The sequence below is a fragment of the Streptomyces sp. Edi4 genome, assembly GCF_040253615.1.
Taxonomy (GTDB): Bacteria; Actinomycetota; Actinomycetes; order Streptomycetales; family Streptomycetaceae; genus Streptomyces.
In genome coordinates this window covers 6,116,442-6,139,088 of the sequence record NZ_JBEJGY010000004.1, presented here as the reverse complement: position 1 = coordinate 6,139,088, position 22,647 = coordinate 6,116,442, and the positions used below count along the sequence as shown (strand labels likewise).

The following is a 22,647-nucleotide window of genomic DNA, read 5'->3' as shown; positions in this document are numbered from 1 at the left end:
GTCAGCTGACCGTCCATGTCCGTCAATTGCCGTTCGTCAGTTGTCCTCGAGCCGGCGGACCCGGTCGAGGCCTTCCGCCTCACCCCGCCGCCGCCGGATGCTGCGCCCGGCTCACGTCGTACACCCCCGCCACGTCCCGCATGGTCCTCATCAGCGCGGGCAGCCCGGCGGCGTCCGGCAGTTGGAGGGTGTAGGTGTGCCGGACGCGTTGCTCGCTGGGGGGTTCCACGGTGGCCGAGACGATGGCCACGTCGGCGCCCGCGATGGCTTCTGTGAGGTCGGCCAGCAGGCGCGGGCGTCCGAAGGCCTCGGCGACCAGGGTGACGCGGCATTCGGCGGCCTCCCCCCAGCGCACCTCCACCGGCGCCCGCCCCACGGCCCGCATGCGCACGACGGCCGGGCACTCCTGACGATGGACGGTCACCGCGGCCCCGCGCACCGAGAAACCGGTGACCGCATCGGGCGGCACGGGGGTGCAGCAGCCCGCGAGCCGTACGGTCACGCCGGGCAGGTCGGTCACCGCGTTGGCGGCGGCGCGCCGGTCGGCGGGGACGTTGACCTGGGGGCGGGGGGTGGCGGCGGGCACGGTGGCGCCCTCGGGGTTGGCCGCGAGCCATCCGGTGATCGCGATGCGCGCCGCCGGCGTCCTGGCGTGGTCGAGCCAGCCGGCCGACGGCCCCGATGTGGCGTCCTGGGCGAGCAACGGCTGCACCGTGTCGCCGTCGTTGAGCACCGTACTGAGCGTGGCCAGGCGGCCGTTGACGCGGGCGCCGACGCAGCTGTGGGCGGCAGCGCCGTACTGCGCGTAGGCGGCGTCGACGCAGCTGGCGCCGGCCGGCAGGACCAGGGTGCGGTCGTCGGCGCAGAACACCGTGATCTCTTCGTCGCCCGCCAGTTCCTCGCGCAGGGAGGACCAGAACGTGTCGGGGTCGGGGGCGTTCTGTTGCCAGTCAAGGAGGCGGGAGAGCCAGCCGGGGCGCGTGGGGTCCTCGCGCTCGTCGCCCGCCTGCTGCGGCCCCTCGCCCGGGCCCTGCGCATGGGCGCCCTGCGTATGGGGGCCCGGCGGGTAGGGATTGCCGAGCGCGATGACGCCGGCCTCGGCGACCTTGTGCATCCGGCGGGTGCGGATGAGGACTTCGGCCACGTCGCCGGCGGGTCCGACGATCGCCGTGTGCAGCGACTGGTACAGGTTGAACTTGGGTGCGGCGATGAAGTCCTTGAACTCGGAGACCACCGGCGTGAAGCAGGTGTGGAGTTCACCGAGGACCGCGTAGCAGTCGGCGTCCTCGGTGACCAGGACGAGCAGCCGCCCGAAGTCGCTTCCGCGCAGTTCGCCGCGTTTGAGGTGCACGCGGTGTACGGAGACGAAGTGGCGCGGCCTGATGAGGACTTCGGCCTGGAGGCCCGCTTCGCGCAGTACGGCGCGTACGCCGTCGGCGATGGCGGCCAGCGGGTCGGCGGCGCCGGTGCCGGCCGCGATCAGGGCGCGGGTGCGTTCGTACTCCTCGGGGTGCAGGATCGCGAAGACGAGGTCTTCGAGTTCGGACTTGAGGGCCTGCACACCGAGCCGTTCGGCGAGCGGGATCAGGACGTCCCTGGTCACCTTGGCGATGCGGGCTTGTTTGTCGGGGCGCATCACGCCGAGGGTGCGCATGTTGTGCAGCCGGTCGGCGAGTTTGATCGACATCACGCGGACGTCGTTTCCGGTGGCGACCAGCATCTTGCGGAAGGTCTCGGGTTCGGCCGCCGCGCCGTAGTCGACCTTCTCCAGTTTGGTGACGCCGTCCACCAGATAGGTGACTTCCGCGCCGAACTCGGCCCGTACCTGATCCAGCGTCACTTCCGTGTCCTCCACGGTGTCGTGGAGGAGGGAGGCGGTCAACGTGGTTGTCTCCGCGCCCAGTTCGGCCAGGATCAGTGTCACGGCCAGCGGGTGGGTGATGTAGGGCTCGCCGCTCTTGCGGTACTGGCCCCGGTGGGAGGCTTCGGCGAGGACGTACGCCCGGTGCAGTACGGCCAGGTCGGCGTCGGGATGGTGGGCCCGGTGGGCGTCGGCGACGTGACCGATGGCGTCGGGCAACCGGTCGCGGGAGACCGGGCCGAGCAGGGCCGCGCGGCCCAGTCGGCGGAGGTCGATCCGGGGGCGGCCGCGTCGGCGGCTGTGAGCACCAGGATTTGTGGCCTCTGCACTCATGGGGTACCTCCGGCGGCATCGACCGGTGGTGGAGGGACCGGCGTGCCCCTCCGGACCGGTGCTTGATGCTACCGAGCCCACCACGTGGCGCAGTCCCGCTCTCGCTCAGCGTGAACCGGATCACCCATTCGAGCGAAGGTTTCGGCCACGGCCGTTTCCCCGCGCGGCCGGTCAGGCCGCCAGGAGCGCCGGGTCGATGACGCCTTCGGCGACGATCACCGCGGGTCCGGTCATCTCGATCTCACCGTCGGGGTATTCGGTGATGACCAGTGTTCCGCCCGGCAGGTCCACGGTGTAGGTGGCCGGGGTGCCGGTGACCGCCGGATCCGCGCCGTCCCTTCGGGCGGCGGCGACGGCGACGGCGCAGGCTCCGGTGCCGCACGAGCGGGTCTCGCCGGCGCCGCGCTCGTGGACGCGCATGGCCACATGGCCGGGGCCCCGGTCCACGACGAACTCGACGTTCACCCCGTCCGGGTAGACGCCGGCGGGGCTGAAGGGGGGCGCCGAGCGCAGCTCTCCCGCGTGGTCCAGCTCCTCCACGAAAGCCACCGCGTGGGGGTTGCCCATGTTCACGTTGCGCGCGGGCCAGCTGCGGCCGTCCACCGTGACGGTGACCTCGGCCTCGGGGAGCAGGGCGCGGCCCATGGAGACGGTGATGTCACCGCCCTTGGCGATGTGCACCTTCTTGACTCCGCCACGGGTGGCGACGCTCAGATCGCCCTCCTCCGCGAGCCCGGCGCGCGCCAGGTATCCGGCGAAGACGCGCACGCCGTTGCCGCACATCTCGGCGATCGAGCCGTCGCTGTTGCGGTAGTCCATGAACCATTCGGCCTCGTCCGCCATGGCGCGGGCCTCGGGGTGCGCGGCGCTGCGCACCACGTGCAGCACGCCGTCGCCGCCGATGCCGGCCCGGCGGTCGCAGAGCCTGGCGACGGCCGACGCGGGCAGGTCAAGGACGTTGTCCGGGTCGGGGACGATCACGAAGTCGTTCTCGGTTCCGTGGCCCTTGAGGAAGGCGATCGGCGAAGTGTTCACGCGTCAATCCTACGGTGGGGCACTGACACGTGACCCGGCGGGCGGGCGCGCCGGGTGGCCGCCGGGGCATCGCGTTGCGGCTCAGCGCAGCCGGGCCACGCGCCAGACGGCGAGTGCGACAAGGACGCAGGCGACGCCCACGTACAGGGCGAGGACGCGCCAGTCGGGGCGTTCGCGTGATCCTCTGCCGGGCAGTCCCGGCCAGGTGTGGCCGACCCGGCGCGCGGCCATCATGCCCCAGCCGGCGGCGCAGCAGCTGATGAGCAGTCCGAGCATCGCCACGACCGGTCCGCCGTCGCCGAATTCGAAAGCGAGGGGGAAGGCGAACATGAGCGAGCCGAGTGCGGCGAGCATCACGATGGGGGCGAGCTGCCAGATCCTGAGGCGGCGCTGGGGACGCAGTTCGACCTCGACCTCACCGCCGTCGGACACGGCTCCCACGGAGCCGTCCTCCGGTCCGTCGGGGCTCAGGCCCGAGGATCCGAGCACCGCGGAACCGAACGCGGGCGGCGCCCCCTGCGTTTCGCGCGCGCCGTCGTTCGCGTTCTGCGCGGGCAGTTGCGCTTGCGGCGCTTCCGGGGCCGCCGGAGTGTCGTCCCGGTGGCCCGGGTGCGCGGCGCCGCGCCGCGATCCTTGCTCTCTGCGAGGGCCGGCCTCCATCGCCACGCGCCCTCCCGACTCGGACTCCACTGGTGGATCGACGTTTGATGATGGCACGGGCGGCGGGGCCGCATTGACCGGCGGGGCGTCCCGATGCCATCACGTGATCAGGCTGTAACCGCTCGTTCGACCAACGCCAGCGCCTGGCGCGGGAGTTCCGCCCGGTGCTCCATCGCTCCGCTCAGCCAGTGGACGCGCGGATCGCGCCGGAACCAGGAATCCTGACGGCGCGCGAAGCGCTTGGTGGCGCGTACGGTTTCGTCGCGCGCCTCCTGTTCGGTGCACGCGCCGGCGAGCGCGGTGAGCACCTGCTGGTAGCCGAGCGCGCGGGACGCGGTGCGCCCCTCGCGCAGTCCGCGCTCCTCCAGGGTCCGCACCTCCTCGACGAGGCCCGCCTCCCACATCCGGTCGACGCGCAGGGTGATGCGTTCGTCGAGTTCGGGGCGGGCCACATCGACGCCGATCTGGACGGTGTCGTACACCGATTCGTGGGTGGGCAGGTTGGCGGTGAACGGCTGTCCGGTGATCTCGATCACCTCGAGGGCGCGGACGATGCGGCGGCCGTTGCTGGGCAGGATGGCTGTGGCCGCCTCGGGATCGGCGGCCGCGAGCCGCGCGTGCAGGGCGCCGGGGCCGTGCCGCTCCAGGTCGTCCTCGAGCCGGGCGCGTACCTCCGGGTCGGTCCCGGGGAAGTCGAGCACGTCGATGGCTCCGCGCACATAGAGGCCGGAGCCGCCGACGAGGACGGGGGTGCGGCCTTCGGCGAGCAGCCGGTCGATCTCGGCGCGGGCGAGCTTTTGGTAGCTGGCGACGTTGGCCGGTTCCGTCACGTCCCAGATGTCCAGGAGGTGGTGCGGGACGCCGCCGCGCTCGTCGGGCGTCAGCTTGGCGGTGCCGATGTCCATCCCCCGGTAGAGCTGCATGGAGTCGGCGTTGACGACCTCGCCGCCGAGCTGCTGGGCGAGGAAGACGCCCAGATCGGACTTTCCGGCCGCTGTCGGGCCGACGACGGCGATGACCCGCGGTGCGGGAGGTGCACTTCTCACGGTCACAGTCTCGCAAACCTCGGCGCACCTCCTCGAACGAGCTACGTGACGCGACCCGGCTGGGTTCGTTGCCTGTTGCGAGGTTCCGAACGCCGGTTTGTTGGCCGGTGCCGCCGGGCGACGCAATGGGGCGCTCCGGTCGGCCGGGGATTTCGCCCACACACGTACGTTATGGAGCAGACATGGGCGTGTTTTCACTTTTCCGCCGTAAGGCCGACGCGGCCGTCACGGAGTCGACGAGCACGGAGCCGGGCGAGGAGGGCGTGGCGGCCACGCCGACGGCGCAGCCCGAGGCCGAGGGCGACACGGGCGCCACGGGCGGGTGCTGCGCCGCCGAGGCCGCCGAAGCTGTTGCGGCCGCCGGGGAGAGCGGTGCGGGCGAGCGGGCCGAGGGGGCGGCCGCCGAGGGGGTCGAGATCCCCAAGCAGCAGTCCGCCGAGGAGGCCGCGGACAACGAGGCCGGCGAGGGCGCCCGGCAGTAGTCGTCCGGATCGGCCACCCGGGCAGCCACCCGGGCAGCCACCCGGGCAGGCACCTGGACCGCGTGTCCGCACGCATCCGCGAGGACGAGGAGGCACCCCGCCGCTGCCGTCCGCGCCTCGAACCACGCGCGCCGGAGGGCCGTGGAGCTTCGACAAGCTCCACGGCCCTCCGGCGTGTCCTGGCCCCCCGTGCGCAAGGGCCTGCGTCCGGTCGGCTTCCGCCGCGCGCGCCCAGTCCGGGCCGGGCTTGAGCATTCGGTCCCGGGTCCAGCGCCCGGGGCCCGCGCCGGGGGTTTCAGGCGTCGGGGCTTTCAGGCATCGGGGGTGTCAGGCATCGGGGGTTTCAGGACCAGACGCTCACGAAGTAGCCGACTCCGTACGGCGCGTCCTCGTAGAGCAGGCGGCCGCCGAGCCCGGCGCCGTCCGCCGCGCCGGCCAGGACCTGCCAGGGCGCGCGCCCGGCGGCCTTCAGCTCGTGCGCCAGGCCGTCGTCCAGGCTTTTCAGGGCCGTGAGGTCGGCGGCGCCAAGGGCCGCCGCCACGGCCCGGTCGAAGGGTTGCGCGCGCTCGTCGAGGTAGCCGGGGGCCTTCAGGGTGCGGCAGGCGCTGCCGTCACCCAGCACGAGCAGCGCGACGCGGCCGGCCCACGCGGCGAGTTCCCGCCCCGCCTCGGCGCAGCGCTCCGGCTCCATGCGCTCGTCGACGGCCAGGCCCTGGAGCGGCGCGTCCCGCCAGCCGGCCCGCTCCAGGAGCCAGGCGCCGACCGCGAGCGACACCGGGAGCCGCCGCGCACCGGGCTCGCCCGTGCCCAGGCGTACGGAGACGTCCACACCGAAGCCCGCGAACGTGCCGAGGGCTCCGGGGCGGAAGACGGCGTCCTCCTCGGCCGGGCCGACGACGGCCAGGAGGTCGGGGCGGGACGCGGCGAGCACCCCGACCGCGTCGGCGCAGGCGTCGCGTGCCGCGTCGAGTTCGGGCGCGGCGCCGGCGGCGACCTCGGGCACGAGCAGGGGCGGGCAGGGGCAGACAGCGGCGGCTACGAGCATGATCCGCAGCCTAGTCCCGTCGCAGCGCCACGGCCCCGCCGATGCGGGGGCGCGGCGCGAGGGACGCGGGGCCGCCCGGCTTCAGCGCCCCGGCCCCGCGGTGAGGGTTGTCGACGGCGCCCGGTCTCACAGGACCGAGCAGCCACCCGTGGGCTCGGCGAGCGGCGCGGGCACGCCGATCGTGGGCAGCCCGAGCATGACGCCGGCCTGCTTGTCGGCGGGGGCGGCGTTGCGCTTCTCCCAGGCATCGCCCGCCCGGGTGCGGCGTACCCGGGTCGTGGCGCCCTCGGCGAGCAGATGGTGCGGGGCGGCGTAGGTGATCTCCACGGTCACCACGTCGCCGGGACGCACGTCCTGGCCGGGCTTGGTGAAGTGGACCAGGCGGTTGTCGGGGGCGCGGCCGGACAGGCGCTGCGTGGAGCCGTCCTTGCGGCCCTCCCCCTCGGCGACCATGACCTCAAGGACGCGGCCGACCTGCTTCTTGTTCTCCTCCCAAGAGATCTCCTCCTGGAGGGCCGACAGGCGCATGTAGCGCTCCTGCACGACCTCCTTGGGGATCTGCCCCTCCATGGTCGCCGCCGGCGTGCCGGGGCGCTTGGAGTACTGGAAGGTGAAGGCGTTGGCGAAGCGGGCCTCGCGCACGGTGTGCATGGTCTGCTCGAAGTCCTCCTCGGTCTCGCCGGGGAAGCCCACGATGATGTCGGTGGAGATGGCGGCGTGCGGGATCGCGGCGCGCACCTTCTCGATGATCCCGAGGAAACGCTCCTGCCGGTAGGAGCGGCGCATCGCCTTGAGGACCGTGTCCGAGCCGGACTGCAACGGCATGTGCAGCTGCGGCATCACGTTGGGCGTCTCGGCCATCGCGGCGATCACGTCGTCCGTGAAGTCACGCGGGTGGGGCGAGGTGAAGCGGACCCGCTCCAGACCCTCGATGGTGCCGCAGGCCCGCAGGAGCTTGCTGAAGGCCTCGCGGTCACCGATGTCCGAGCCGTAGGCGTTGACGTTCTGCCCGAGCAGGGTGATCTCCGAGACGCCCTCGCCGACCAGCGCCTCGATCTCGGCCAGGATGTCGCCGGGGCGGCGGTCCTTCTCCTTGCCGCGCAGCGCCGGGACGATGCAGAAGGTGCACGTGTTGTTGCAGCCCACCGAGATGGACACCCAGGCCGCGTACGCCGACTCGCGCCGGGTGGGCAGCGTGGAGGGGAACGCCTCGAGGGACTCGGCGATCTCGACCTGCGCCTCCTCCTGGACGCGGGCACGCTCCAAAAGCACCGGCAGCTTGCCGATGTTGTGCGTGCCGAAGACGACATCGACCCAGGGGGCGCGCTCCACGATGGTGTCGCGGTCCTTCTGGGCGAGGCAGCCGCCGACGGCGATCTGCATGCCGGGCCGCTTCGTCTTCATCGGGGCGAGCCTGCCGAGATTGCCGTACAGCTTGTTGTCGGCGTTCTCCCGCACCGCGCAGGTGTTGAAGACGACGACGTCGGCATCCCCGTCGGCGCCCTCGGGCGCGCGGACATAGCCGGCTCCCTCAAGGAGGCCGGACAGCCGCTCGGAGTCGTGGACGTTCATCTGGCACCCGTAGGTGCGCACCTCGTAGGTCTTCGCGCTCATCTCGTACACCAGGGTACGGGGCCCGCCGCCCCCTGGTCCTCGCGGGCAATGAACTGGCAGGATCCAGCCATGCTCCCCGCCCTGTCCCGGCTCAGCCGCAACCGCGCCCTGCAGGGGGCCGCTGCGCTCGTGGTGGTGCTGGGGCTCCTCACGTGGTGGCTCGTCCCCTTCCCCGGCCCCTCCCCTGGCGGCACGATCGACTTCAGCACGGGCGTGCGCACCGGGGTGTACCAGCGCTACGGGGAGCTGCTGCGGCAGGCCCTCGCCACCGATCTGCCCGACGTCCAGGTGCGGCTGCGGACGAGCGAGGGGTCGCAGCAGAACCTCCAGCGCCTGGCCGACGGCGTCTCCGACTTCACCATCGCGACGGCGGACTCCGTCGACAAGTTCCGCAAGGACAACAGGCCCGGCGCGGACCGGCTGCGGGGCTGCGCCCGGCTGTACGACGACTACGTCCAGCTGGTGGTGCCCCAGAACTCGCCGGTGCGTTCGGTCGCGGATCTGCGCGGCAAGCGGGTCGCCGTGGGGCAGGACGGTTCCGGGGTGCGGCTCCTGGCCGACCGGCTGCTCGCGGCGGCCGGCCTCGATCCGCTGAAGGACATCACGCCCGTCCCCGCCGGCATCGACACCATGCCCGGGCTGCTGCGGGACAAGCGGATCGACGCGTTCTTCTGGTCCGGTGGCCTGCCGACGACGGCCGTGCTCAAGCTGTCCCAGGCGTACCCGGTCCGGCTCGTGCCGCTCGCGGATCTGGTCTCCGCGCTGCACAAGGCGGACGGCAGCACCGGTTACTACCGGGCGGCGACCATGCCGGCGGACGCCTACCCGCAGGCGCAGCACGGTGTGCCCGTGCCGACGATCGCCGTCGCGAATCTGCTGGTCACCACGGACCGCACCGACGCCGCGCTGACCGAGGGCTTCACCCGCACGGTGATAAACAGCCGTGACCGCATCGGCCGCGAGGTGCACGCGGCGCAACTGGTGGACCTGCGCACGGCGATCTACACCAATCCGCTGCCGCTGCACGACGGGGCGCGCGACTACTACCGCTCGGTCAAGCCCTGAGCGTGTTGGCGCCGGGCCGGCAAGGGGCGCGGGAGGCTCGGGGTGCGCGGGGTGGTGTGCCGTTCACGACTCCGGCGGCGTGCGCGGCACGGTGACCCGCACGCGCAGGCCGCGTGGGGGGTGGTGGGAGTAGGCGATGGTGCCGCCGCCCGCCGCGAGCAGGGCGCGCGCGATGGACAGGCCAAGGCCAGAGCCCTTGACGTTCTGGTGGCGGCCCGCGCGCCAGAAGCGGTCACCGACACGGCTCAGCTCGTCGTCCAGGAGGCCGGGGCCCCGGTCGGCGACCGTCACGGTGGCCCTCGGTCCGTCGACGGCGACGGTGACCCGCACCTCCTCGCCGGCCGGGGTGAACTTCAGCGCGTTGTCCACGACCGCGTCCAGGGCGCTGGAGAGGGCCACCGGGTCCGCCCAGCCGGTGGCGGCCGCCGCGCCGTCCACGGTCAGCGTCACGCCCTTGTCCTCGGCGAGCGGGCGCCAGGCGGCGACCCGTTCCCGCGCGAGCGCCCCGACGTCGGTGAGCTGGAGGTCGGCCGCGGCGTGTTCGGCGAGCGCCAGGCCCAGCAGGTCGTCCAGGACCTGGGCCAGGCGCTTGCCCTCGGTGCGTACGGAGGCGATCTCCTCGTTGCCCTCGGGCAGTTCGAGCGCGAGCAGTTCGATGCGCAGGAGCAGGGCCGAGAGCGGGTTGCGCAGTTGGTGCGAGGCGTCGGCGACGAAGGCGCGCTGCTGTTCAAGGACCTCCTCGACGTTGTCGGCCATCTCGTTGAACGAACGGGCCAGCCTTCTGAGTTCCGGGGGTCCGCCGGCGGCCGCGACACGCGAGTTCATGCGGCCGGTGGCGATGTCGTGGGTCACGGCGTCCAGGACGCGTACGGGCCTGAGCACCCAGCCCGTCAGACGGAACGCCGCGCCGACCGCGAGCAGCATCGCCGCGAGTTCGCCGGCCACGATGAGCAGCCAGCCGTGCAGGATGGCCGAACGCATGCTGGCGGTGGGCGAGTCCGTGACGACGACCGCGATGACGTCGCCTTCGCGTACGACGGGCGACGCGACCACGAGGCGGCCCTGCTGCCAGGGCCACACCTGGGCGGGGTCGTGGCTGCGGCGTCCCGCGAGGGCTTCGTGGAAGGCGACGTACCCCTGGCCCTTGGCGGGCACGTGCCAGTCGGCGGGGGCGCTCGCCATGGCGCTCTCGTCGCGGAAGAAGACGCCCGCCTTGATCCCGTAGAGGGTGGAGTAGCGGTTCAGTTCCTCTTCGAGGGTGGTCAGCCGTTCCGTGCTGTTGGCGGTGTCGGTGCTGTCGGTGCCGGCGCCGTTGCCGTCGGGCGCGGTGACGAACTGGGCGAGCGCGGCGAAGCGCGCGGTGTCGTCGATCCGGTCGATGACGACGCGCTGCTGCTGGGCGTGGGCCACGCTCAGGGCCAGCGGGAAGCCGAACGCGACCAGGACGAGCGCGAGCAGGAAGATGAGCAGCGGCAGCAGACGGGTGCGCACCGGGCCGTCCTGGGGTCAGCGGGCGGCCGGCTCGACGAGCCGGTAGCCCACGCCGCGCACGGTCTCGATCAGCGCGGGCATGCCGAGTTTGGAGCGCAGGGACGCCACGTGCACTTCGAGGGTGCGGCCGGTCCCTTCCCAACTGGTGCGCCAGACCTCGCTGATGATCTGTTCGCGGCGGAAGACGACGCCGGGCCACTGGGCGAGGAGGGCCAGCAGGTCGAACTCCTTGCGGGTCAGCTGTACGTCCGCGCCGTCGACGCCGACGCGGCGGGTGAGCAGTTCTATGCGCATGCGTCCGATGAGCACGACGCTCTCGTCGTCGCCGGGCGGGAGGCCGGGCGGCGGGCCGGTCTGGGAGCCGGCCTGGGAGCCGTTCTGGGAGCCGGAAGGCGGGCCGGGCGGCGGGCCGGGCTTGGGGCGTCTGATGACCGCGTGGATACGGGCGATGAGCTCACCGGTGTCGTAGGGCTTGACCACGTAGTCGTCGGCGCCCAGGTTCAGGCCGTGGATGCGTGAACGGACGTCGGCGCGGGCGGTCACCATGATCACCGGAGTGGCGGCCCGCTTGCGGATCTTGCCGCAGACCTCGTAGCCGTCCTGGTCGGGAAGGCCGAGGTCGAGCAGGACCACACCGAAGGGTGGTGTGGCGCCGTGCTCATCCGGAAGGAGCGCCTGTAGCGCCTCTTCTCCGTTGCGCGCGTGCTTCACCTTGAAGCCGTGTTTGGCGAGCACCGCTGACAGGGCGGCGGCGACATGGTCGTCGTCCTCGACGAGCAGCAGTCTCATGGCCCCCCTCCGCGGTTTTGGTGCTGCTTGTGTGCTGCTTGTGTGCTGCTTGGGTGTTGCTTGGTGTTGCCCGGGTATGTGCCGGGTGTTTCCCGGTGGCGCGCCGGATCCGCGGATTCGCCTTGGCGTGTTCACCGGCCGCATCACGACATGTACCCCCGAATCCATGCGCATGGGCGCCACTTCGGTCAAGGGGGCGCCCGCCCCTTCGCACCATCCGTTACGGAGCCGGTACTCCCCCGGGGTCGCGCGCTCACCGAGCGTGCCCTCACGCAACCGGATCGTTATGCTCAAGTTCCGCTCAGATGTAATGACGCTGGTCACACCTCAGCACTACGTTCCTCCCCAACCGAGGAGGACGGAGCAAGAAGCCGATGAGCGGAGTATCAGTGGCCATGGGGACCGAGGACGCCGTACCCGCGTCGGGTGACCTGGTCGTGCTGAGCAACGTCAACAAGCACTTCGGCGCGCTGCATGTGCTCCAGGACATCGATCTGACCATCGCCCGTGGCGAGGTCGTCGTCGTCATCGGGCCCTCCGGGTCCGGGAAGTCCACGCTGTGCCGCACCATCAACCGCCTGGAGACGATCGACTCCGGGGCGATCACGATCGACGGCAGGCCGCTGCCCCAGGAGGGCAGGGAACTGGCGCGGCTGCGGGCCGATGTGGGCATGGTCTTCCAGTCGTTCAACCTCTTCGCGCACAAGACGGTGCTGGAGAACGTCATGCTGGGCCAGGTCAAGGTCCGCAAGGCCGACAAGCAGGCCGCCGAGAAGAAGGCGCGGGCGCTGCTCGACCGGGTCGGCGTCGCCACCCAGGCCGACAAGTACCCCGCTCAGCTCTCCGGCGGCCAGCAGCAGCGCGTGGCGATCGCCCGGGCGCTGGCCATGGACCCGAAGGTGATGCTCTTCGACGAGCCCACGTCGGCCCTGGACCCGGAGATGATCAACGAGGTCCTTGAGGTCATGCAGCAGCTCGCGCGGGACGGCATGACGATGGTCGTCGTCACCCACGAGATGGGGTTCGCCCGCTCCGCCGCCAACCGGGTCGTGTTCATGGCCGACGGCAAAATCGTCGAAGAGGCCACGCCGGACCAGTTCTTCAGCAATCCTCGCAGCGACCGGGCCAAGGACTTCCTGTCGAAGATCCTGCACCACTGACGCTCCGGGGCGGCGGCGCGAGCCGGGGCCAGGGTTGCGACAGGCGGGCCGCCCCTCGGGGTGGGGGCGGACCGATGGTGACGGACCGATCACGAGTGGCCGCCTCCCACCGGTGAACGGCGAATAACGGATGACAGATGACAGATGACGGAGATCCAATGTCAACTGACCATCTCTAACCGGCACTTGCCCAACCGCCCAACCAGAGGCGCCGACGCCGATCACGCGGCCGTCCGACCGCCTGACCGCGCGACCTCGCCCCGTTGGCACCGGCCCGACGACGCACGCCTGATGACGCACGCCCGATGACGATCAACGACCAACGACGCAAGGAATGTTCGCCATGATGCTCCGCAAGTCCGCCGCCGTCGCGGCGATCGCCGCGCTCGCCCTGACCGCGACCGCCTGTGGTGGAAAGTCCGGCTCCGCCGGCGACAAGCAGGCCGCCCAGCCGGGCACCGGCGACGCGCCGCAGCTTCCCACGTACACCGTGGCCTCCAATGTCACCCTGGACTCGGCGACGTTCAAGGCGGCCAAGGCGCGCGGCAAGCTCATCATCGGTTCCAAGGCCGACCAGCCCTACCTCGGCTTCGAGGACCAGTCGACCCGGGTGCGTTCCGGCTTCGACGTCGAACTCGCGAAGATGATCGCCGCCGACCTCGGCTTCAAGGACGACCAGATCGAGTGGAAGACCGTCGACTCCGGCGTGCGCGAGACCGCGATCTCCAAGGGCCAGGTCGACTACTACGTCGGCACCTACACGATCAACGACAAGCGTAAGCAGCAGGTCGGTTTCGCCGGCCCGTACTACAAGGCGGGCGCCGACCTGCTCGTGCGCAAGGACGACACGTCCATCACGGGCAAGACCTCCGTCAAGGGCAAGAAGGTCTGCTCGATCGTGGGCTCCACGCCGCTCCAGGAGATCAAGAAGCCCGAGTACGGCGCCTCGGTCGTCGAACTGTCCAAGTACTCCGACTGCGTGCAGCAGCTCCTGTCCAAGCAGGTCGACGCGGTCACCACCGACGACGCGATCCTCAAGGGCTACGCCGCCAAGAACAAGGGCAAGCTGCGGGTGGTGGGCCAGCCGTTCACCGAGGAGCCCTACGGCATCGGCATGAACAAGGACGACAAGGCGCTGCGCGACTTCATCGACTCCTCGCTGGAGAAGCACGAGCAGGACGGCACGTACAAGAAGATCTACGACGCGACGCTCGGCCTGTCCGGCTCGAAGTACCAGGCCCCGCCGGCCATCGTCCGTTACTGACCCCGGGGGTTGGCCGCCCGGGCGTCCCGTACCCGCTGCGGGGCGCCCGGGCCCCGCCCCTCGTTCCCCCTGACGACCGACCCGGCCGCTGCCCGCCGACGCGGAGACCCCATGAACGTACTGCTCGACCATTTCGCGGAATTCCGTGACGGCTTCATAGGCACGGTGGAGATCACCGTCGTCAGCTCGGTCATCGCCCTGGTGCTCGGCCTGCTGCTCGCCGGTTTCCGGGTGTCTCCGGTGCCGCCGCTGCGGTTCTTCGGCACCGCGTGGGTGACGCTGCTGCGCAACACCCCGCTGACGCTGCTCTTCCTGGTCTCCTTCTTCGTCGTGCCGGAGATCTTCTTCCCCGGGATGAGCCCGTTCCTGCTGGGTTCGCTCGCGCTCGGTTTCTACACCGCCTCGTTCGTCTGCGAGGCCGTCAGGTCGGGCATCAGCACGGTCCCGCTGGGGCAGGCCGAGGCGGCCCGTTCGCTGGGGATGAGTTTCCCGCAGACGCTGAGCCTGATCGTGCTGCCGCAGGCCACGCGGACGGTGATCCCGCCGCTGAGCTCCATTTTCATCGCGCTCACCAAGAACTCGGCGATCGCCGGTGCCTTCAGCGTCACCGAGATGTTCGGCTGGCAGAAGCTGATGAGCGAGGACGGCTACGACATCGTGCCCGTCTTCATCTGGGTGGCCCTCGGCTATCTGATCGTCACGTTCGCGATCAGTGGTCTGTTCCGTCTCCTTGAGCGCCGCCTGGAGGTCGCCCGATGAGTGCCAGCGTTCTCTATGACGCCCCCGGCCCCAAGGCCGTCGTCCGCAACCGGATCTATGCCGTCGTCGGCACGCTCGTGCTTCTCGCCCTGGTCGTCGTCGCGGTCCTGCGCCTGTCGGACAAGGGCGACCTCGACTACGGGATGTGGGACATCTTCAACTACGCGGGCATCCGGCAGAACATCGCCGACGCGGTGCTCGCCACGCTGAAGGCGTTCGGTCTCGCGGCCGTCGGCTCGCTGGTGCTGGGCGTGGTGCTGGCCGTGGCCCGGATGTCCGACCACAAGCCGGTCCGCTGGGTGGCGACCGCCTTCATCGAGCTGTTCCGTTCCATCCCGCTGCTCATCACGATCTACGGGGTGTGGGTGGGGTTCCTCACCGACTACTCGATGTGGGCGCTGGCGCTGGGTCTGTCGATCTACAACGGCTGTGTCCAGGCGGAGGTGCTGCGGGCCGGCGTCAACTCCGTACCCAGGGGCCAGCGCGAGGCCGCGTACGCGCTCGGCATGAGCAAGACGCAGGTGATGACGAGCGTCCTGATGCCGCAGGCGGTCCGCGCGATGCTGCCGACGATCATCAGCCAGCTCGTCGTGACTCTGAAGGACACCTCGCTCGGGTTCATCATCCTGTATCCGGAGCTGTTGCAGACGGCCCGTCTGATCGCGAGCAACACGCAGGTCAACGGCCAGTACCCGTATGTGTCGACCATTGTGGTCATCGGCGTCATCTACGTGGCGATGTGCCTGCTGCTCTCCGCGCTGGCGACCTGGATCGAGAAGCGGGGGCGCCGGGCGAGGACCGGCATCTCCATGGGCGCGGCCGACGCCCCGCTCACCGCGGCCGGTTCCGCCCCCGCCATGTCGGCCGAGGGGGCCATCGGGGCCGGTGGGGCTTCTGACGCGTCGAACTGACGGCATATGAGGCAGTGACGTCCGCGTCGCTGCCTTGGTCACTTGACGCAAGCACGCGCAGTGGGTTGCATACGTTCTGTGATCGTGCACCGGGTTCCCCGCGCCACCTGCAAGCCGTCCCGACGCCCCTCGGGAGCCACGCCGTGGACCCGGTGATCATCGTAGGCGCCGGTCCTGTGGGGCTGGCGCTCGCGCTGTCGCTGGCCGCTCAGGGTGTGCCGTCCGTGGTTTTGGACGAGGGGGCGGGGCCCGAGGAGCCGCGGCCGGTGCGCACGGTGGTCCTGCGCCCGGACGTCGCCTCGTTCGTGGCCGGGCTCGGCTGCGAGGCGGTGCGGGACGAGGGGACCCGCTGGGTGGCGTGGCGCTCGATGCGGCGTGGCCGGCTGGTGCGTCGTGTCCCCTTCGGCCCGGGTGAGGCGGGGGGGCCGTCGCCGACGCATGTGCCGCAGCACGCTCTGGTGCGCGGTCTGCGCGCGGCTCTGTCCGCGTCCGGTCTGGTACGTCTGGTCACGCACAGCCGCCTCGACCGGCTCGAGCAGGACGCGCGGGGGGTGTCGGCGCACACGTCGGGGCCGGGGGCGACGTGGTGGCGGGGCAGTTACGTGGTCGGCTGCGACGGCGCCCGTTCCACCGTACGCAAGCTCCTCGACATCCGTTTCGCGGGCCGTACGGCGGTGGAACGCCAGGCGGTGGCGGCTCTGCGAACCGAACTCCCCTGGCCCCATGAGGCGTTGCTGCACCGGTTGCCGCCGTGGCGGGCCGGGGGCGATGAGGTGACGGCGCGACCTTTGCCGGGGGGTGTCTGGCGGCTGGAGTGGCTGTTGCCGCCGCGTGCCGAGCTGGTGACGCCGGACGCGCTGGTGGGGCGGGTCAGGGACACGCTGGGCGGCTGGTGCGGCGGGACACCGGCGTACGACCTGCTCGACACGGGGGTCCACACCGTCCATCACAGGCTGGCGCGCCGCTGGCGGGTGCGCCGCGCGTTCCTCGCGGGTGACGCGGCGCATCTGCTGGGCGCGCTGGGTACGCAGGCGCTCGAGGAGGGGCTGCGGGACGCGCGGAACCTGGCGTGGAAGCTGGCCAGGGCCTGGCACCACGGGCCCGGCGAGGCCCTGTTGGACAGCTATGAGGCGGAGCGCAGGGCGGCGGTCGCGGCCCGGTTGCGCGCGAGTGACCAGTCGTTGCCGGTCCTGCGGGGCGGGGCTGGGCTGCGGGCCTGGGTTCCGGGTACCACGCGTTCCCATGACGCTCTGGTGACCGAGGGGCATCTGGGGCGCGGCCCGCTCGGGGCGCCTCCTGGCTATCCGCTCTCGCCGTTGGCGCCGGAGCCGGCCGAGTCGCACATCGCGGTGGGTACGCCGTCGGGGTCGCCGGTCGCGGACGTGCGGGTGACGGCGCCGGACGGGTCGGCGGTGGCGTTGCGCGACCGGCTGGGCCGGGGCAGGCTCCTGGTGGTTCTGGTCGCGCCGGGCACCGCTGTGTGGGACCGCCGTCACTGGCTGACGGCGGGGGTGATGCCGCGGCTGAACGCGGCGGTGGCGGCGCTGCCCCTGAACGCCGAGCTCCTGGTCGCCGAGGACTATCCGGGCGCGCCCGCCCATGCCGTCCTGTTGGTCCGCCCCGACGGGCACTTGGTGGCCGCGTTCAACGGGGTGCACCCCGCGGAGCTGTACGCGGCCGCGGAGGCGGCGGGGGGCGGTGCGGGCCGGGGAGAGCGGGGGGCCGGCGGGGGCGGCGGCGGTGTGGGTGGGGATGGGGGCGGTGCGGGGGCCGGTGCCGGTGAGGGTGCGGGCGGTTCGGGTGGTGCGGGGGGTTCCGCGGAGGTGGGGGAGGCGGTGGGACGGACGGCGGATGTCAATTGACAGTTTTCACCTGCTGATTTCTGACAACTGATCTCTAACGTCTGCCAGTTGCCCCGGTTGTCCTGGTTACCCCAGTTGTATGTCAGGTATTGACCGTCATCGCCGACCATGGTCTACTCCGGAGCATGACCGACACCCGTGTGCGCCTGTGGCGGAGGGTCCATATGGACCTCGTCCGCTATGCGGGCTGCGTGTGTCGTCCGTCCTGCTGATTCGCCTTTCCTTCGCGCCGTCCCGTTGCGCCTTCGTGCGCCGGCAGACATGGCGCGCCTTCGCGAACTCCCCCAGGACGGTCCACCGTGTCGCCTTCCCCCCTCACTCCTGCCCGTGCGTCCGTACGCGCTCCCGCCTCCGGGGCGGGGTCCAGGTTCGCCCCCACCAAGGTGGATCTGCTCGATTTCGCGCTGCGGACCGCCGCGGACGCCGCGCTCGTCGCTTCGCTGCCCCTGGACGAGCAGGGGCGTACGTGGATTCGTCTGGACGGTCCCGGCGGCAGTGAGGCGTGGCTGATCGGCTGGCCGCCCGGTACGGGTACGGGCTGGCACGATCATGGCGGCTCCCACGGCGCGTTCGTGACCGCGGCCGGGGTGTTGCGTGAGGACTCGCTGGCGGCGCGGCTTCCCACCGAGGGCTGGAAGACCCTGGAACTGGCCGAAGGGGTCGATCGTTCAAGGGAGTTGGAGGCGGGGGCCGGGCGGGCCTTCGGGCCGCATCATGTGCACGAGGTGCGGAACGGGTCGACCAGCGCGCACGCGATTTCGGTGCACGCCTACTATCCGCCGCTGCCGCTGATCCGGCGTTACAGCCGGACGGGCGCGGTGCTGCGGGTCGAGCAGGTCGAGCGTCCGCAGGACTGGAGTTGAGCGCGGAAGGTGGCGGTCCGGTGGGGATCGATGAACTTCTGGACCGGGCCAGGTCGGGCCTGGACCGGGTGGGCCCCGAGGAGGCGTTCGCCGAGGCGGCCGCCGGTGCGCTCCTGGTGGACATCCGGTACGCGGCGCTGCGCGACCGGGACGGCCTGATTCCCGGGGCCCTGGTCGTGGAGCGCAATGAACTGGAGTGGCGGCTCGATCCCGGGGGCAGTCATCGCGCCGTCGAGGCGACCGGCCATGGAGTGCGGGTGGTGGTGATCTGCAATGAGGGGTACGCGTCGTCTCTCGCGGCCGTGTCCTTGCGGCAGTTGGGGCTGTTTCGGGCGACCGATCTGATCGGCGGTTTCCAGGCGTGGCGCGCGGCGGGCCTCCCGGTCACGCCTGGGCCCGGCTGACGCCGACGTTTTCGCCGGTTGCCGCCACTCCCCCGGCCCGCAGCGCCACTTCCCCGACTGCGCCGGGGGCCCTTGTCCGGGCCGGAGCGCCCGCTCTTGCCCGGGCACAAGCGCCACCGTGCCCGGAGCTGAGCCGGCCCGGCCGGCTCAGGGTTCGTACAGCTCGCCCAGGCCGCCCGGGCCGTCCAGGTCGTCCGCGTCGTCGGGGTGATCGCCCTCCTGCTCCAGTGCCTGGCGGACCACGCGCAGGGCCATGCCCTCCGGGTAGCCCTTGCGGGCGAGCATGCCCGCGAGGCGGCGCAGCCGGCGATCGCGGTCGAGGCCGCGGGTGGCGCGGAGTTTGCGTGCGACCAGGGCGCGGGCGGTCTCTTCTTCGCGCTCGGAGTCGAGTTGGGCGACGGCTTCGTCGACGACCGACGCGTCCACGCCTTTGGTTCGCAGTTCGCGGGCGAGGGCGCGGCGGGCGAGGCCTCGGCCGTGGTGGCGGGACTCCACCCAGGCGTCGGCGAACGCCGCGTCGTTGATCAGGCCGACCTCTTCGAAGCGGGAGAGGACTTCTTCGGAGATCTCGTCGGGGATCTCCCGCTTCTTGAGGGCGTCGGCGAGTTGTTTGCGGGTGCGGGGGGTCCCGGTGAGCAGGCGCAGGCAGATGGCCCGCGCCCGCTCAGCCGGGTCCTGAGACGACGGCTCCTTCTCGGCCCTCGACGAGTCGGTGCCGTCGCCCGTTCCATCCGGGCCGCCCCGCCGGGAGCGGGCCCGCCGGGGGGCCGGTTCCTCGGGGCCGGCCCATTCGGTCCTGCGGGTCACCGCTAGCTCTTGGCAGCGGCGGCCTTGGCCGTCTTGGCCTTGGCGGCGGGGGCGGGCACGGCGGTGGCGTCCGCCGGGGCTGCGTCCGCGGTGTCCTTGGCGGGGTCGGCTGAGGCCGCGTCCGGCCGGACGCCGACGCCCAGCTTTTCGAGGATCTTCTTCTCGATCTCGTTGGCGAGGTCGGGGTTGTCCTTGAGGAAGTTGCGGGCGTTCTCCTTGCCCTGGCCGAGCTGGTCTCCTTCGTAGGTGTACCAGGCGCCGGCCTTGCGGACGAAGCCGTGCTCGACGCCCATGTCGATCAGGCCGCCCTCGCGGCTGATGCCCTGGCCGTAGAGGATGTCGAACTCGGCCTGCTTGAAGGGCGGCGCGACCTTGTTCTTGACGACCTTGACGCGGGTGCGGTTGCCGACCGCGTCGGTGCCGTCCTTCAGCGTCTCGATCCGGCGGATGTCGAGGCGTACGGAGGCGTAGAACTTCAGCGCCCGGCCACCGGTGGTGGTCTCGGGGGAGCCGAACATGACGCCGATCTTCTCGCGGAGCTGGTTGATGAAGATCGCGGTGGTCTTCGACTGGTTGAGCGCGCTGGTGATCTTCCTCAGGGCCTGGCTCATCAGGCGGGCCTGGAGGCCCACGTGGGAGTCGCCCATCTCGCCCTCGATTTCCGCGCGGGGCACCAGGGCCGCCACGGAGTCGATGACGATGAGGTCGAGGGCGCCGGAGCGGACCAGCATGTCGACGATTTCCAGTGCCTGCTCGCCGTTGTCGGGCTGCGAGAGGATCAGGTTGTCGATGTCGACGCCGAGCTTCTTGGCGTACTCGGGGTCGAGGGCGTGCTCGGCGTCGATGAAGGCCACCGAGCCGCCGAGCTTCTGCGCGTTGGCCACCGCGTGCAGGGTCAGGGTCGTCTTGCCGGAGGACTCCGGGCCGTACACCTCGACCACGCGGCCGCGCGGCAGGCCGCCGACGCCGAGTGCGACGTCGAGCGCGGTCGACCCGGTGGGGATGACCTCGATGGGCTCATTGGGCCGCTCGCCCAGGCGCATCACGGCGCCCTTGCCGAATTGCCGTTCAATCTGTGCGAGCGCGGCGTCGAGCGCCTTCTCGCGGTCGGTTCCTGCCATGGGTTCCACCCGATTTGCTTGAGTCGATCGCTTCACGTCAAAGACGCTAACCCCTGCCACTGACAATGGGCCCCGGCGCCCGTCCAGCCTGTGGATAACTCCACCGGAAACACGGTGTTGTCCCTGGGAGCGGCGCAGGAACACAGGGCTGCCGTCCCATGAGAATGGATGTTCGATTTTCGTGTCAAGCGAGCCACGCGGGGCGTGGGAGGCGCGACGACGCTACGAGGCGCCCGCGTCCGGCCGCGGTCCCCGGCCGCGCTGCTGGTGGCGGCCGTGCACCCGCCAGTCGTCCGTCACGTCGTAGCGCTTCACATAGGCGCCGAGGAACGCCTGGAGGGTCGCGACGGCCGGGATCGCGATCAGGGCGCCGACCGCCCCCATGAGCGCGGTGCCCGCGATCACCGAGCCGAAGGCGACCGCCGGGTGGATGTCCACGCTCCGCGCGGTGAGCTTGGGCTGGAGCATGTAGTTCTCGAATTGCTGGTAGATCACCACGAAGCCGAGCACCCACACCGCGTACCAGGGGTCCACGGTGAAGGCGAGCAGCATGGGCAGGGCGCCCGCCAGGTAGGTGCCGATGGTGGGGATGAACTGCGAGACCAGGCCCACCCACACGCCCAGCGCCGGGGCGTAGGGGACGCCCAGGATCTGGAGCAGGACGTAGTGCGCGACACCGGAGATGAGCGCCATGAGGCTGCGTGAGTACAGGTAGCCGCCGGTCTTGTCGACGGCGATCTCCCAGGCCCGCAGCACCTCCGTCTGCCGGGAGGGCGGCAGCACGGAGCAGACCGCCCGGCGCAGCCGTGGCCCGTCGGCGGCGAAGTAGAACGCGAACAGGAAGATCGTCAGCAGTCGGAAGAGGCCGCCGAGGACGGTGGCGGAGACGTCGAGCACGCCGGTCGCGCTGTTTTGGACGTACTTCTTCAGCCAGTCGGAGTGCAGGAGGCTGTCGCGCACCTCGACCCGGGAGAGCTTGGTGTGGAAGCTGTGGTTGACCCAGTTGATCACCGAGTCGAGGTACTTGGGGAACTGCTCGACCATGTCGACGATCTGGCCGGCCAGCATCGAGCCGAGCAGCACGACGAAGCCGGCCGTCGCGATCAGCAGCGCGAAGAAGACCAGGAAGGTCGCGAGGCCCCGGCGCATTCCGCGGGCCGCCATCCGGCCGACGGCCGGTTCCATCGCGAGCGCGACGAAGAACGCGATCAGGATGTTGATCAGCAGGCCGATGAGCTGGTGGAAGGCCCAGCTGCCCAGCTGGAAACAGGCGTACAGGGCGAGCACGAGCACCACCGCCCGGGGCAGCCAGCGCGGCATGTGCGCGGGCAGGCCGGCTCGCGGCGGCTGTCCGGAGGAGCCGCCGGGGTCGGGCGCGGGGCCGCGCGGGCCGTCCGCCCGGTCGGTCGCGCGGTCGTCGGTGTCGAGGTCATCAGTCGGTGCCACGGGCCAAGTCTCGCCCATGTGTCCGACAACGAGCCGCCGAGCCGGTCCAGGCCCGGGGCCAGGGTCCCGGAGGGGGCCAGAGCCCCGGGGGGGGCGGGGCCAAGGTCCCGGAGGGCGGGGCCAAGGTCCCGGGGGCCGGAGTCCCGGGGGCCGGAGTCCCGGGAGGGCGGGGCCAAGGTCCGGGGGCCAAGGTCCCGGAGGGGCGGGGCCGGGGTTCCGGGGAGCCAGGGCCCCGGGGGTGGGGCGCTGGGGCGGTCGTGTCAGTGCTTGTCGTGGCTTGTCGTGGCTTGTCGTGGCCGTCACCCGAAGGCGTGTGCCGTGCTCGCGGCGGGGCGGCCCGGCGCTCGTGAAGGGTCAGGCTTCAGCGTTTGTCCCACGGCACGTCCATCGCGGCGCAGACGGCTCGCCAGACGTCCTTGGCCTCCCAGCCCGCGTCCAGCGCTTCGTGCACGGTGCGCCCGCCCAGTTCGGTCATCACGTGGTCACGCGCGAAGGAGTCCGCGTACCCGGCGCCGAAGTGGTCGGCCATCCGCTCCCAGAAAATCGTCAACCGCATGACTTCAGTATCCCGCCCCTAGGAGTGCCGCCGGGGCCGTCGGGCCTGTCCGCCGCTCCCTGGGGCCCTACCG

General features: G+C 71.5%; 21 protein-coding genes and 1 pseudogene. 10 read left to right on the top strand and 12 right to left on the bottom strand.

Annotated elements, in window-relative coordinates; all coding sequences use genetic code 11:
- Nucleotides 1–79 precede the first annotated feature (79 nt).
- The 4 genes from ABR738_RS29915 to miaA all read right to left on the bottom strand — a co-directional run bounded on the left by ABR738_RS29915 (nucleotide 80) and on the right by miaA (nucleotide 4,935).
- On the bottom strand, nucleotides 80–2,194 hold the full coding sequence (locus ABR738_RS29915) for a RelA/SpoT family protein (RefSeq protein ID WP_350233044.1): 2,115 nt from the start codon (nucleotides 2,192–2,194) through the stop codon (nucleotides 80–82).
- Nucleotides 2,195–2,365: 171 nt separating this feature from the next.
- The gene (dapF, locus tag ABR738_RS29910) at nucleotides 2,366–3,229 is read right to left on the bottom strand and encodes a diaminopimelate epimerase (RefSeq protein ID WP_350233043.1); all 864 of its coding nucleotides are present in this window, start codon (nucleotides 3,227–3,229) and stop codon (nucleotides 2,366–2,368) included.
- Nucleotides 3,230–3,310: 81 nt separating this feature from the next.
- Complete coding sequence (locus ABR738_RS29905) at nucleotides 3,311–3,718, bottom strand: hypothetical protein (protein WP_350233042.1); 408 nt, start codon at nucleotides 3,716–3,718, stop codon at nucleotides 3,311–3,313.
- Between the two features lie 278 nt (nucleotides 3,719–3,996).
- Nucleotides 3,997–4,935, bottom strand: a complete 939-nt coding sequence (gene miaA, locus ABR738_RS29900; protein WP_350233041.1) for a tRNA (adenosine(37)-N6)-dimethylallyltransferase MiaA — start codon at nucleotides 4,933–4,935, stop codon at nucleotides 3,997–3,999.
- Nucleotides 4,936–5,117: 182 nt separating this feature from the next.
- On the opposite strand from miaA, the gene ABR738_RS29895 reads away from it, so the two are divergent.
- Nucleotides 5,118–5,417, top strand: coding sequence for a hypothetical protein (locus ABR738_RS29895; RefSeq protein ID WP_350233040.1), 300 nt, complete (start codon nucleotides 5,118–5,120; stop codon nucleotides 5,415–5,417).
- A gap of 343 nt (nucleotides 5,418–5,760) precedes the next feature.
- Here the strand turns inward: ABR738_RS29895 and ABR738_RS29890 are convergent, their stop codons facing one another.
- Nucleotides 5,761–6,462, bottom strand: coding sequence for a class III extradiol dioxygenase subunit B-like domain-containing protein (locus ABR738_RS29890; RefSeq protein WP_350233039.1), 702 nt, complete (start codon nucleotides 6,460–6,462; stop codon nucleotides 5,761–5,763).
- A gap of 126 nt (nucleotides 6,463–6,588) precedes the next feature.
- Nucleotides 6,589–8,076: a tRNA (N6-isopentenyl adenosine(37)-C2)-methylthiotransferase MiaB gene (miaB, locus tag ABR738_RS29885; protein ID WP_350233038.1), complete on the bottom strand. Its 1,488-nt coding sequence runs from the start codon at nucleotides 8,074–8,076 to the stop codon at nucleotides 6,589–6,591.
- 69 nt (nucleotides 8,077–8,145) lie between these two features.
- Between miaB and ABR738_RS29880 the strand changes: the two genes are divergently transcribed.
- Nucleotides 8,146–9,141: a TAXI family TRAP transporter solute-binding subunit gene (locus tag ABR738_RS29880; protein ID WP_350233037.1), complete on the top strand. Its 996-nt coding sequence runs from the start codon at nucleotides 8,146–8,148 to the stop codon at nucleotides 9,139–9,141.
- 63 nt (nucleotides 9,142–9,204) lie between these two features.
- Here ABR738_RS29880 and ABR738_RS29875 read toward each other — a convergent pair whose 3' ends face one another.
- Together ABR738_RS29875 and ABR738_RS29870 are read right to left on the bottom strand one after the other, a co-directional pair.
- A complete protein-coding gene (locus ABR738_RS29875) occupies nucleotides 9,205–10,632 on the bottom strand; it encodes a sensor histidine kinase (RefSeq protein ID WP_350233036.1) in 1,428 nt (475 codons plus the stop codon).
- A gap of 15 nt (nucleotides 10,633–10,647) precedes the next feature.
- Nucleotides 10,648–11,421 (bottom strand): response regulator transcription factor, encoded by a 774-nt coding sequence (locus tag ABR738_RS29870; protein WP_350233035.1) that lies wholly within the window; start codon nucleotides 11,419–11,421, stop codon nucleotides 10,648–10,650.
- A gap of 374 nt (nucleotides 11,422–11,795) precedes the next feature.
- Here ABR738_RS29870 and ABR738_RS29865 point away from each other — a divergent pair, with 374 nt between their 5' ends.
- The 8 genes from ABR738_RS29865 to ABR738_RS29830 all read left to right on the top strand — a co-directional run bounded on the left by ABR738_RS29865 (nucleotide 11,796) and on the right by ABR738_RS29830 (nucleotide 18,644).
- Nucleotides 11,796–12,581, top strand: coding sequence for an amino acid ABC transporter ATP-binding protein (locus ABR738_RS29865; protein WP_350233034.1), 786 nt, complete (start codon nucleotides 11,796–11,798; stop codon nucleotides 12,579–12,581).
- A 343-nt stretch (nucleotides 12,582–12,924) separates the two neighbouring features.
- Nucleotides 12,925–13,845 (top strand): glutamate ABC transporter substrate-binding protein, encoded by a 921-nt coding sequence (locus ABR738_RS29860; RefSeq protein ID WP_350233033.1) that lies wholly within the window; start codon nucleotides 12,925–12,927, stop codon nucleotides 13,843–13,845.
- 111 nt (nucleotides 13,846–13,956) lie between these two features.
- On the top strand, nucleotides 13,957–14,604 hold the full coding sequence (locus tag ABR738_RS29855) for an amino acid ABC transporter permease (RefSeq protein ID WP_350233032.1): 648 nt from the start codon (nucleotides 13,957–13,959) through the stop codon (nucleotides 14,602–14,604).
- Nucleotides 14,601–15,515 (top strand): amino acid ABC transporter permease, encoded by a 915-nt coding sequence (locus ABR738_RS29850; protein ID WP_350233031.1) that lies wholly within the window; start codon nucleotides 14,601–14,603, stop codon nucleotides 15,513–15,515. Before ABR738_RS29855 ends, ABR738_RS29850 begins: the two co-directional genes overlap by 4 nt.
- Before the next feature lie 143 nt (nucleotides 15,516–15,658).
- Complete coding sequence (locus tag ABR738_RS29845; protein WP_350233030.1) at nucleotides 15,659–17,377, top strand: FAD-dependent monooxygenase; 1,719 nt, start codon at nucleotides 15,659–15,661, stop codon at nucleotides 17,375–17,377.
- Between the two features lie 125 nt (nucleotides 17,378–17,502).
- Nucleotides 17,503–17,589, top strand: a complete 87-nt coding sequence (locus ABR738_RS29840) for a putative leader peptide (protein WP_324608114.1) — start codon at nucleotides 17,503–17,505, stop codon at nucleotides 17,587–17,589.
- An 87-nt stretch (nucleotides 17,590–17,676) separates the two neighbouring features.
- The gene (locus ABR738_RS29835) at nucleotides 17,677–18,240 is read left to right on the top strand and encodes a cupin domain-containing protein (RefSeq protein ID WP_350233029.1); all 564 of its coding nucleotides are present in this window, start codon (nucleotides 17,677–17,679) and stop codon (nucleotides 18,238–18,240) included.
- Entirely contained in the window at nucleotides 18,231–18,644 is a 414-nt protein-coding gene (locus ABR738_RS29830; RefSeq protein ID WP_350234807.1) for a rhodanese-like domain-containing protein, read from the top strand. The genes ABR738_RS29835 and ABR738_RS29830 overlap by 10 nt, the downstream gene beginning before the upstream one ends.
- A gap of 147 nt (nucleotides 18,645–18,791) precedes the next feature.
- Here ABR738_RS29830 and recX read toward each other — a convergent pair.
- From recX to ABR738_RS29810, 4 genes and pseudogenes are all read right to left on the bottom strand, one after another.
- Nucleotides 18,792–19,487, bottom strand: a pseudogene (gene recX, locus ABR738_RS29825) (recombination regulator RecX); the annotation flags it as partial.
- Nucleotides 19,454–20,572, bottom strand: coding sequence for a recombinase RecA (recA, locus tag ABR738_RS29820; RefSeq protein WP_350233028.1), 1,119 nt, complete (start codon nucleotides 20,570–20,572; stop codon nucleotides 19,454–19,456). The pseudogene recX and the gene recA, both read right to left, overlap by 34 nt.
- Before the next feature lie 222 nt (nucleotides 20,573–20,794).
- Nucleotides 20,795–21,892, bottom strand: a complete 1,098-nt coding sequence (locus tag ABR738_RS29815) for an AI-2E family transporter (RefSeq protein WP_350234806.1) — start codon at nucleotides 21,890–21,892, stop codon at nucleotides 20,795–20,797.
- Nucleotides 21,893–22,379: 487 nt separating this feature from the next.
- Entirely contained in the window at nucleotides 22,380–22,574 is a 195-nt protein-coding gene (locus tag ABR738_RS29810) for a DUF3046 domain-containing protein (protein WP_350233027.1), read from the bottom strand.
- Between the last annotated feature and the right edge of the window lie 73 nt (nucleotides 22,575–22,647).

What these genes read in the sequence shown, in the direction of transcription:
- ABR738_RS29915 (WP_350233044.1), bottom strand. Translation starts at nt 2,194, where the DNA reads ATGAGTGCAGAGGCCACAAATCCTGGTGCTCACAGCCGCCGACGCGGC.
- ABR738_RS29895 (WP_350233040.1), top strand. Translation starts at nt 5,118, where the DNA reads ATGGGCGTGTTTTCACTTTTCCGCCGTAAGGCCGACGCGGCCGTCACG.
- ABR738_RS29890 (WP_350233039.1), bottom strand. Translation starts at nt 6,462, where the DNA reads ATGCTCGTAGCCGCCGCTGTCTGCCCCTGCCCGCCCCTGCTCGTGCCC.
- miaB (WP_350233038.1), bottom strand. Translation starts at nt 8,076, where the DNA reads ATGAGCGCGAAGACCTACGAGGTGCGCACCTACGGGTGCCAGATGAAC.
- ABR738_RS29880 (WP_350233037.1), top strand. Translation starts at nt 8,146, where the DNA reads ATGCTCCCCGCCCTGTCCCGGCTCAGCCGCAACCGCGCCCTGCAGGGG.
- ABR738_RS29870 (WP_350233035.1), bottom strand. Translation starts at nt 11,421, where the DNA reads ATGAGACTGCTGCTCGTCGAGGACGACGACCATGTCGCCGCCGCCCTG.
- ABR738_RS29865 (WP_350233034.1), top strand. Translation starts at nt 11,796, where the DNA reads ATGAGCGGAGTATCAGTGGCCATGGGGACCGAGGACGCCGTACCCGCG.
- ABR738_RS29860 (WP_350233033.1), top strand. Translation starts at nt 12,925, where the DNA reads ATGATGCTCCGCAAGTCCGCCGCCGTCGCGGCGATCGCCGCGCTCGCC.
- ABR738_RS29855 (WP_350233032.1), top strand. Translation starts at nt 13,957, where the DNA reads ATGAACGTACTGCTCGACCATTTCGCGGAATTCCGTGACGGCTTCATA.
- ABR738_RS29850 (WP_350233031.1), top strand. Translation starts at nt 14,601, where the DNA reads ATGAGTGCCAGCGTTCTCTATGACGCCCCCGGCCCCAAGGCCGTCGTC.
- ABR738_RS29840 (WP_324608114.1), top strand. Translation starts at nt 17,503, where the DNA reads ATGACCGACACCCGTGTGCGCCTGTGGCGGAGGGTCCATATGGACCTC.
- recA (WP_350233028.1), bottom strand. Translation starts at nt 20,572, where the DNA reads ATGGCAGGAACCGACCGCGAGAAGGCGCTCGACGCCGCGCTCGCACAG.
- ABR738_RS29815 (WP_350234806.1), bottom strand. Translation starts at nt 21,892, where the DNA reads ATGCCGCGCTGGCTGCCCCGGGCGGTGGTGCTCGTGCTCGCCCTGTAC.
- ABR738_RS29810 (WP_350233027.1), bottom strand. Translation starts at nt 22,574, where the DNA reads ATGCGGTTGACGATTTTCTGGGAGCGGATGGCCGACCACTTCGGCGCC.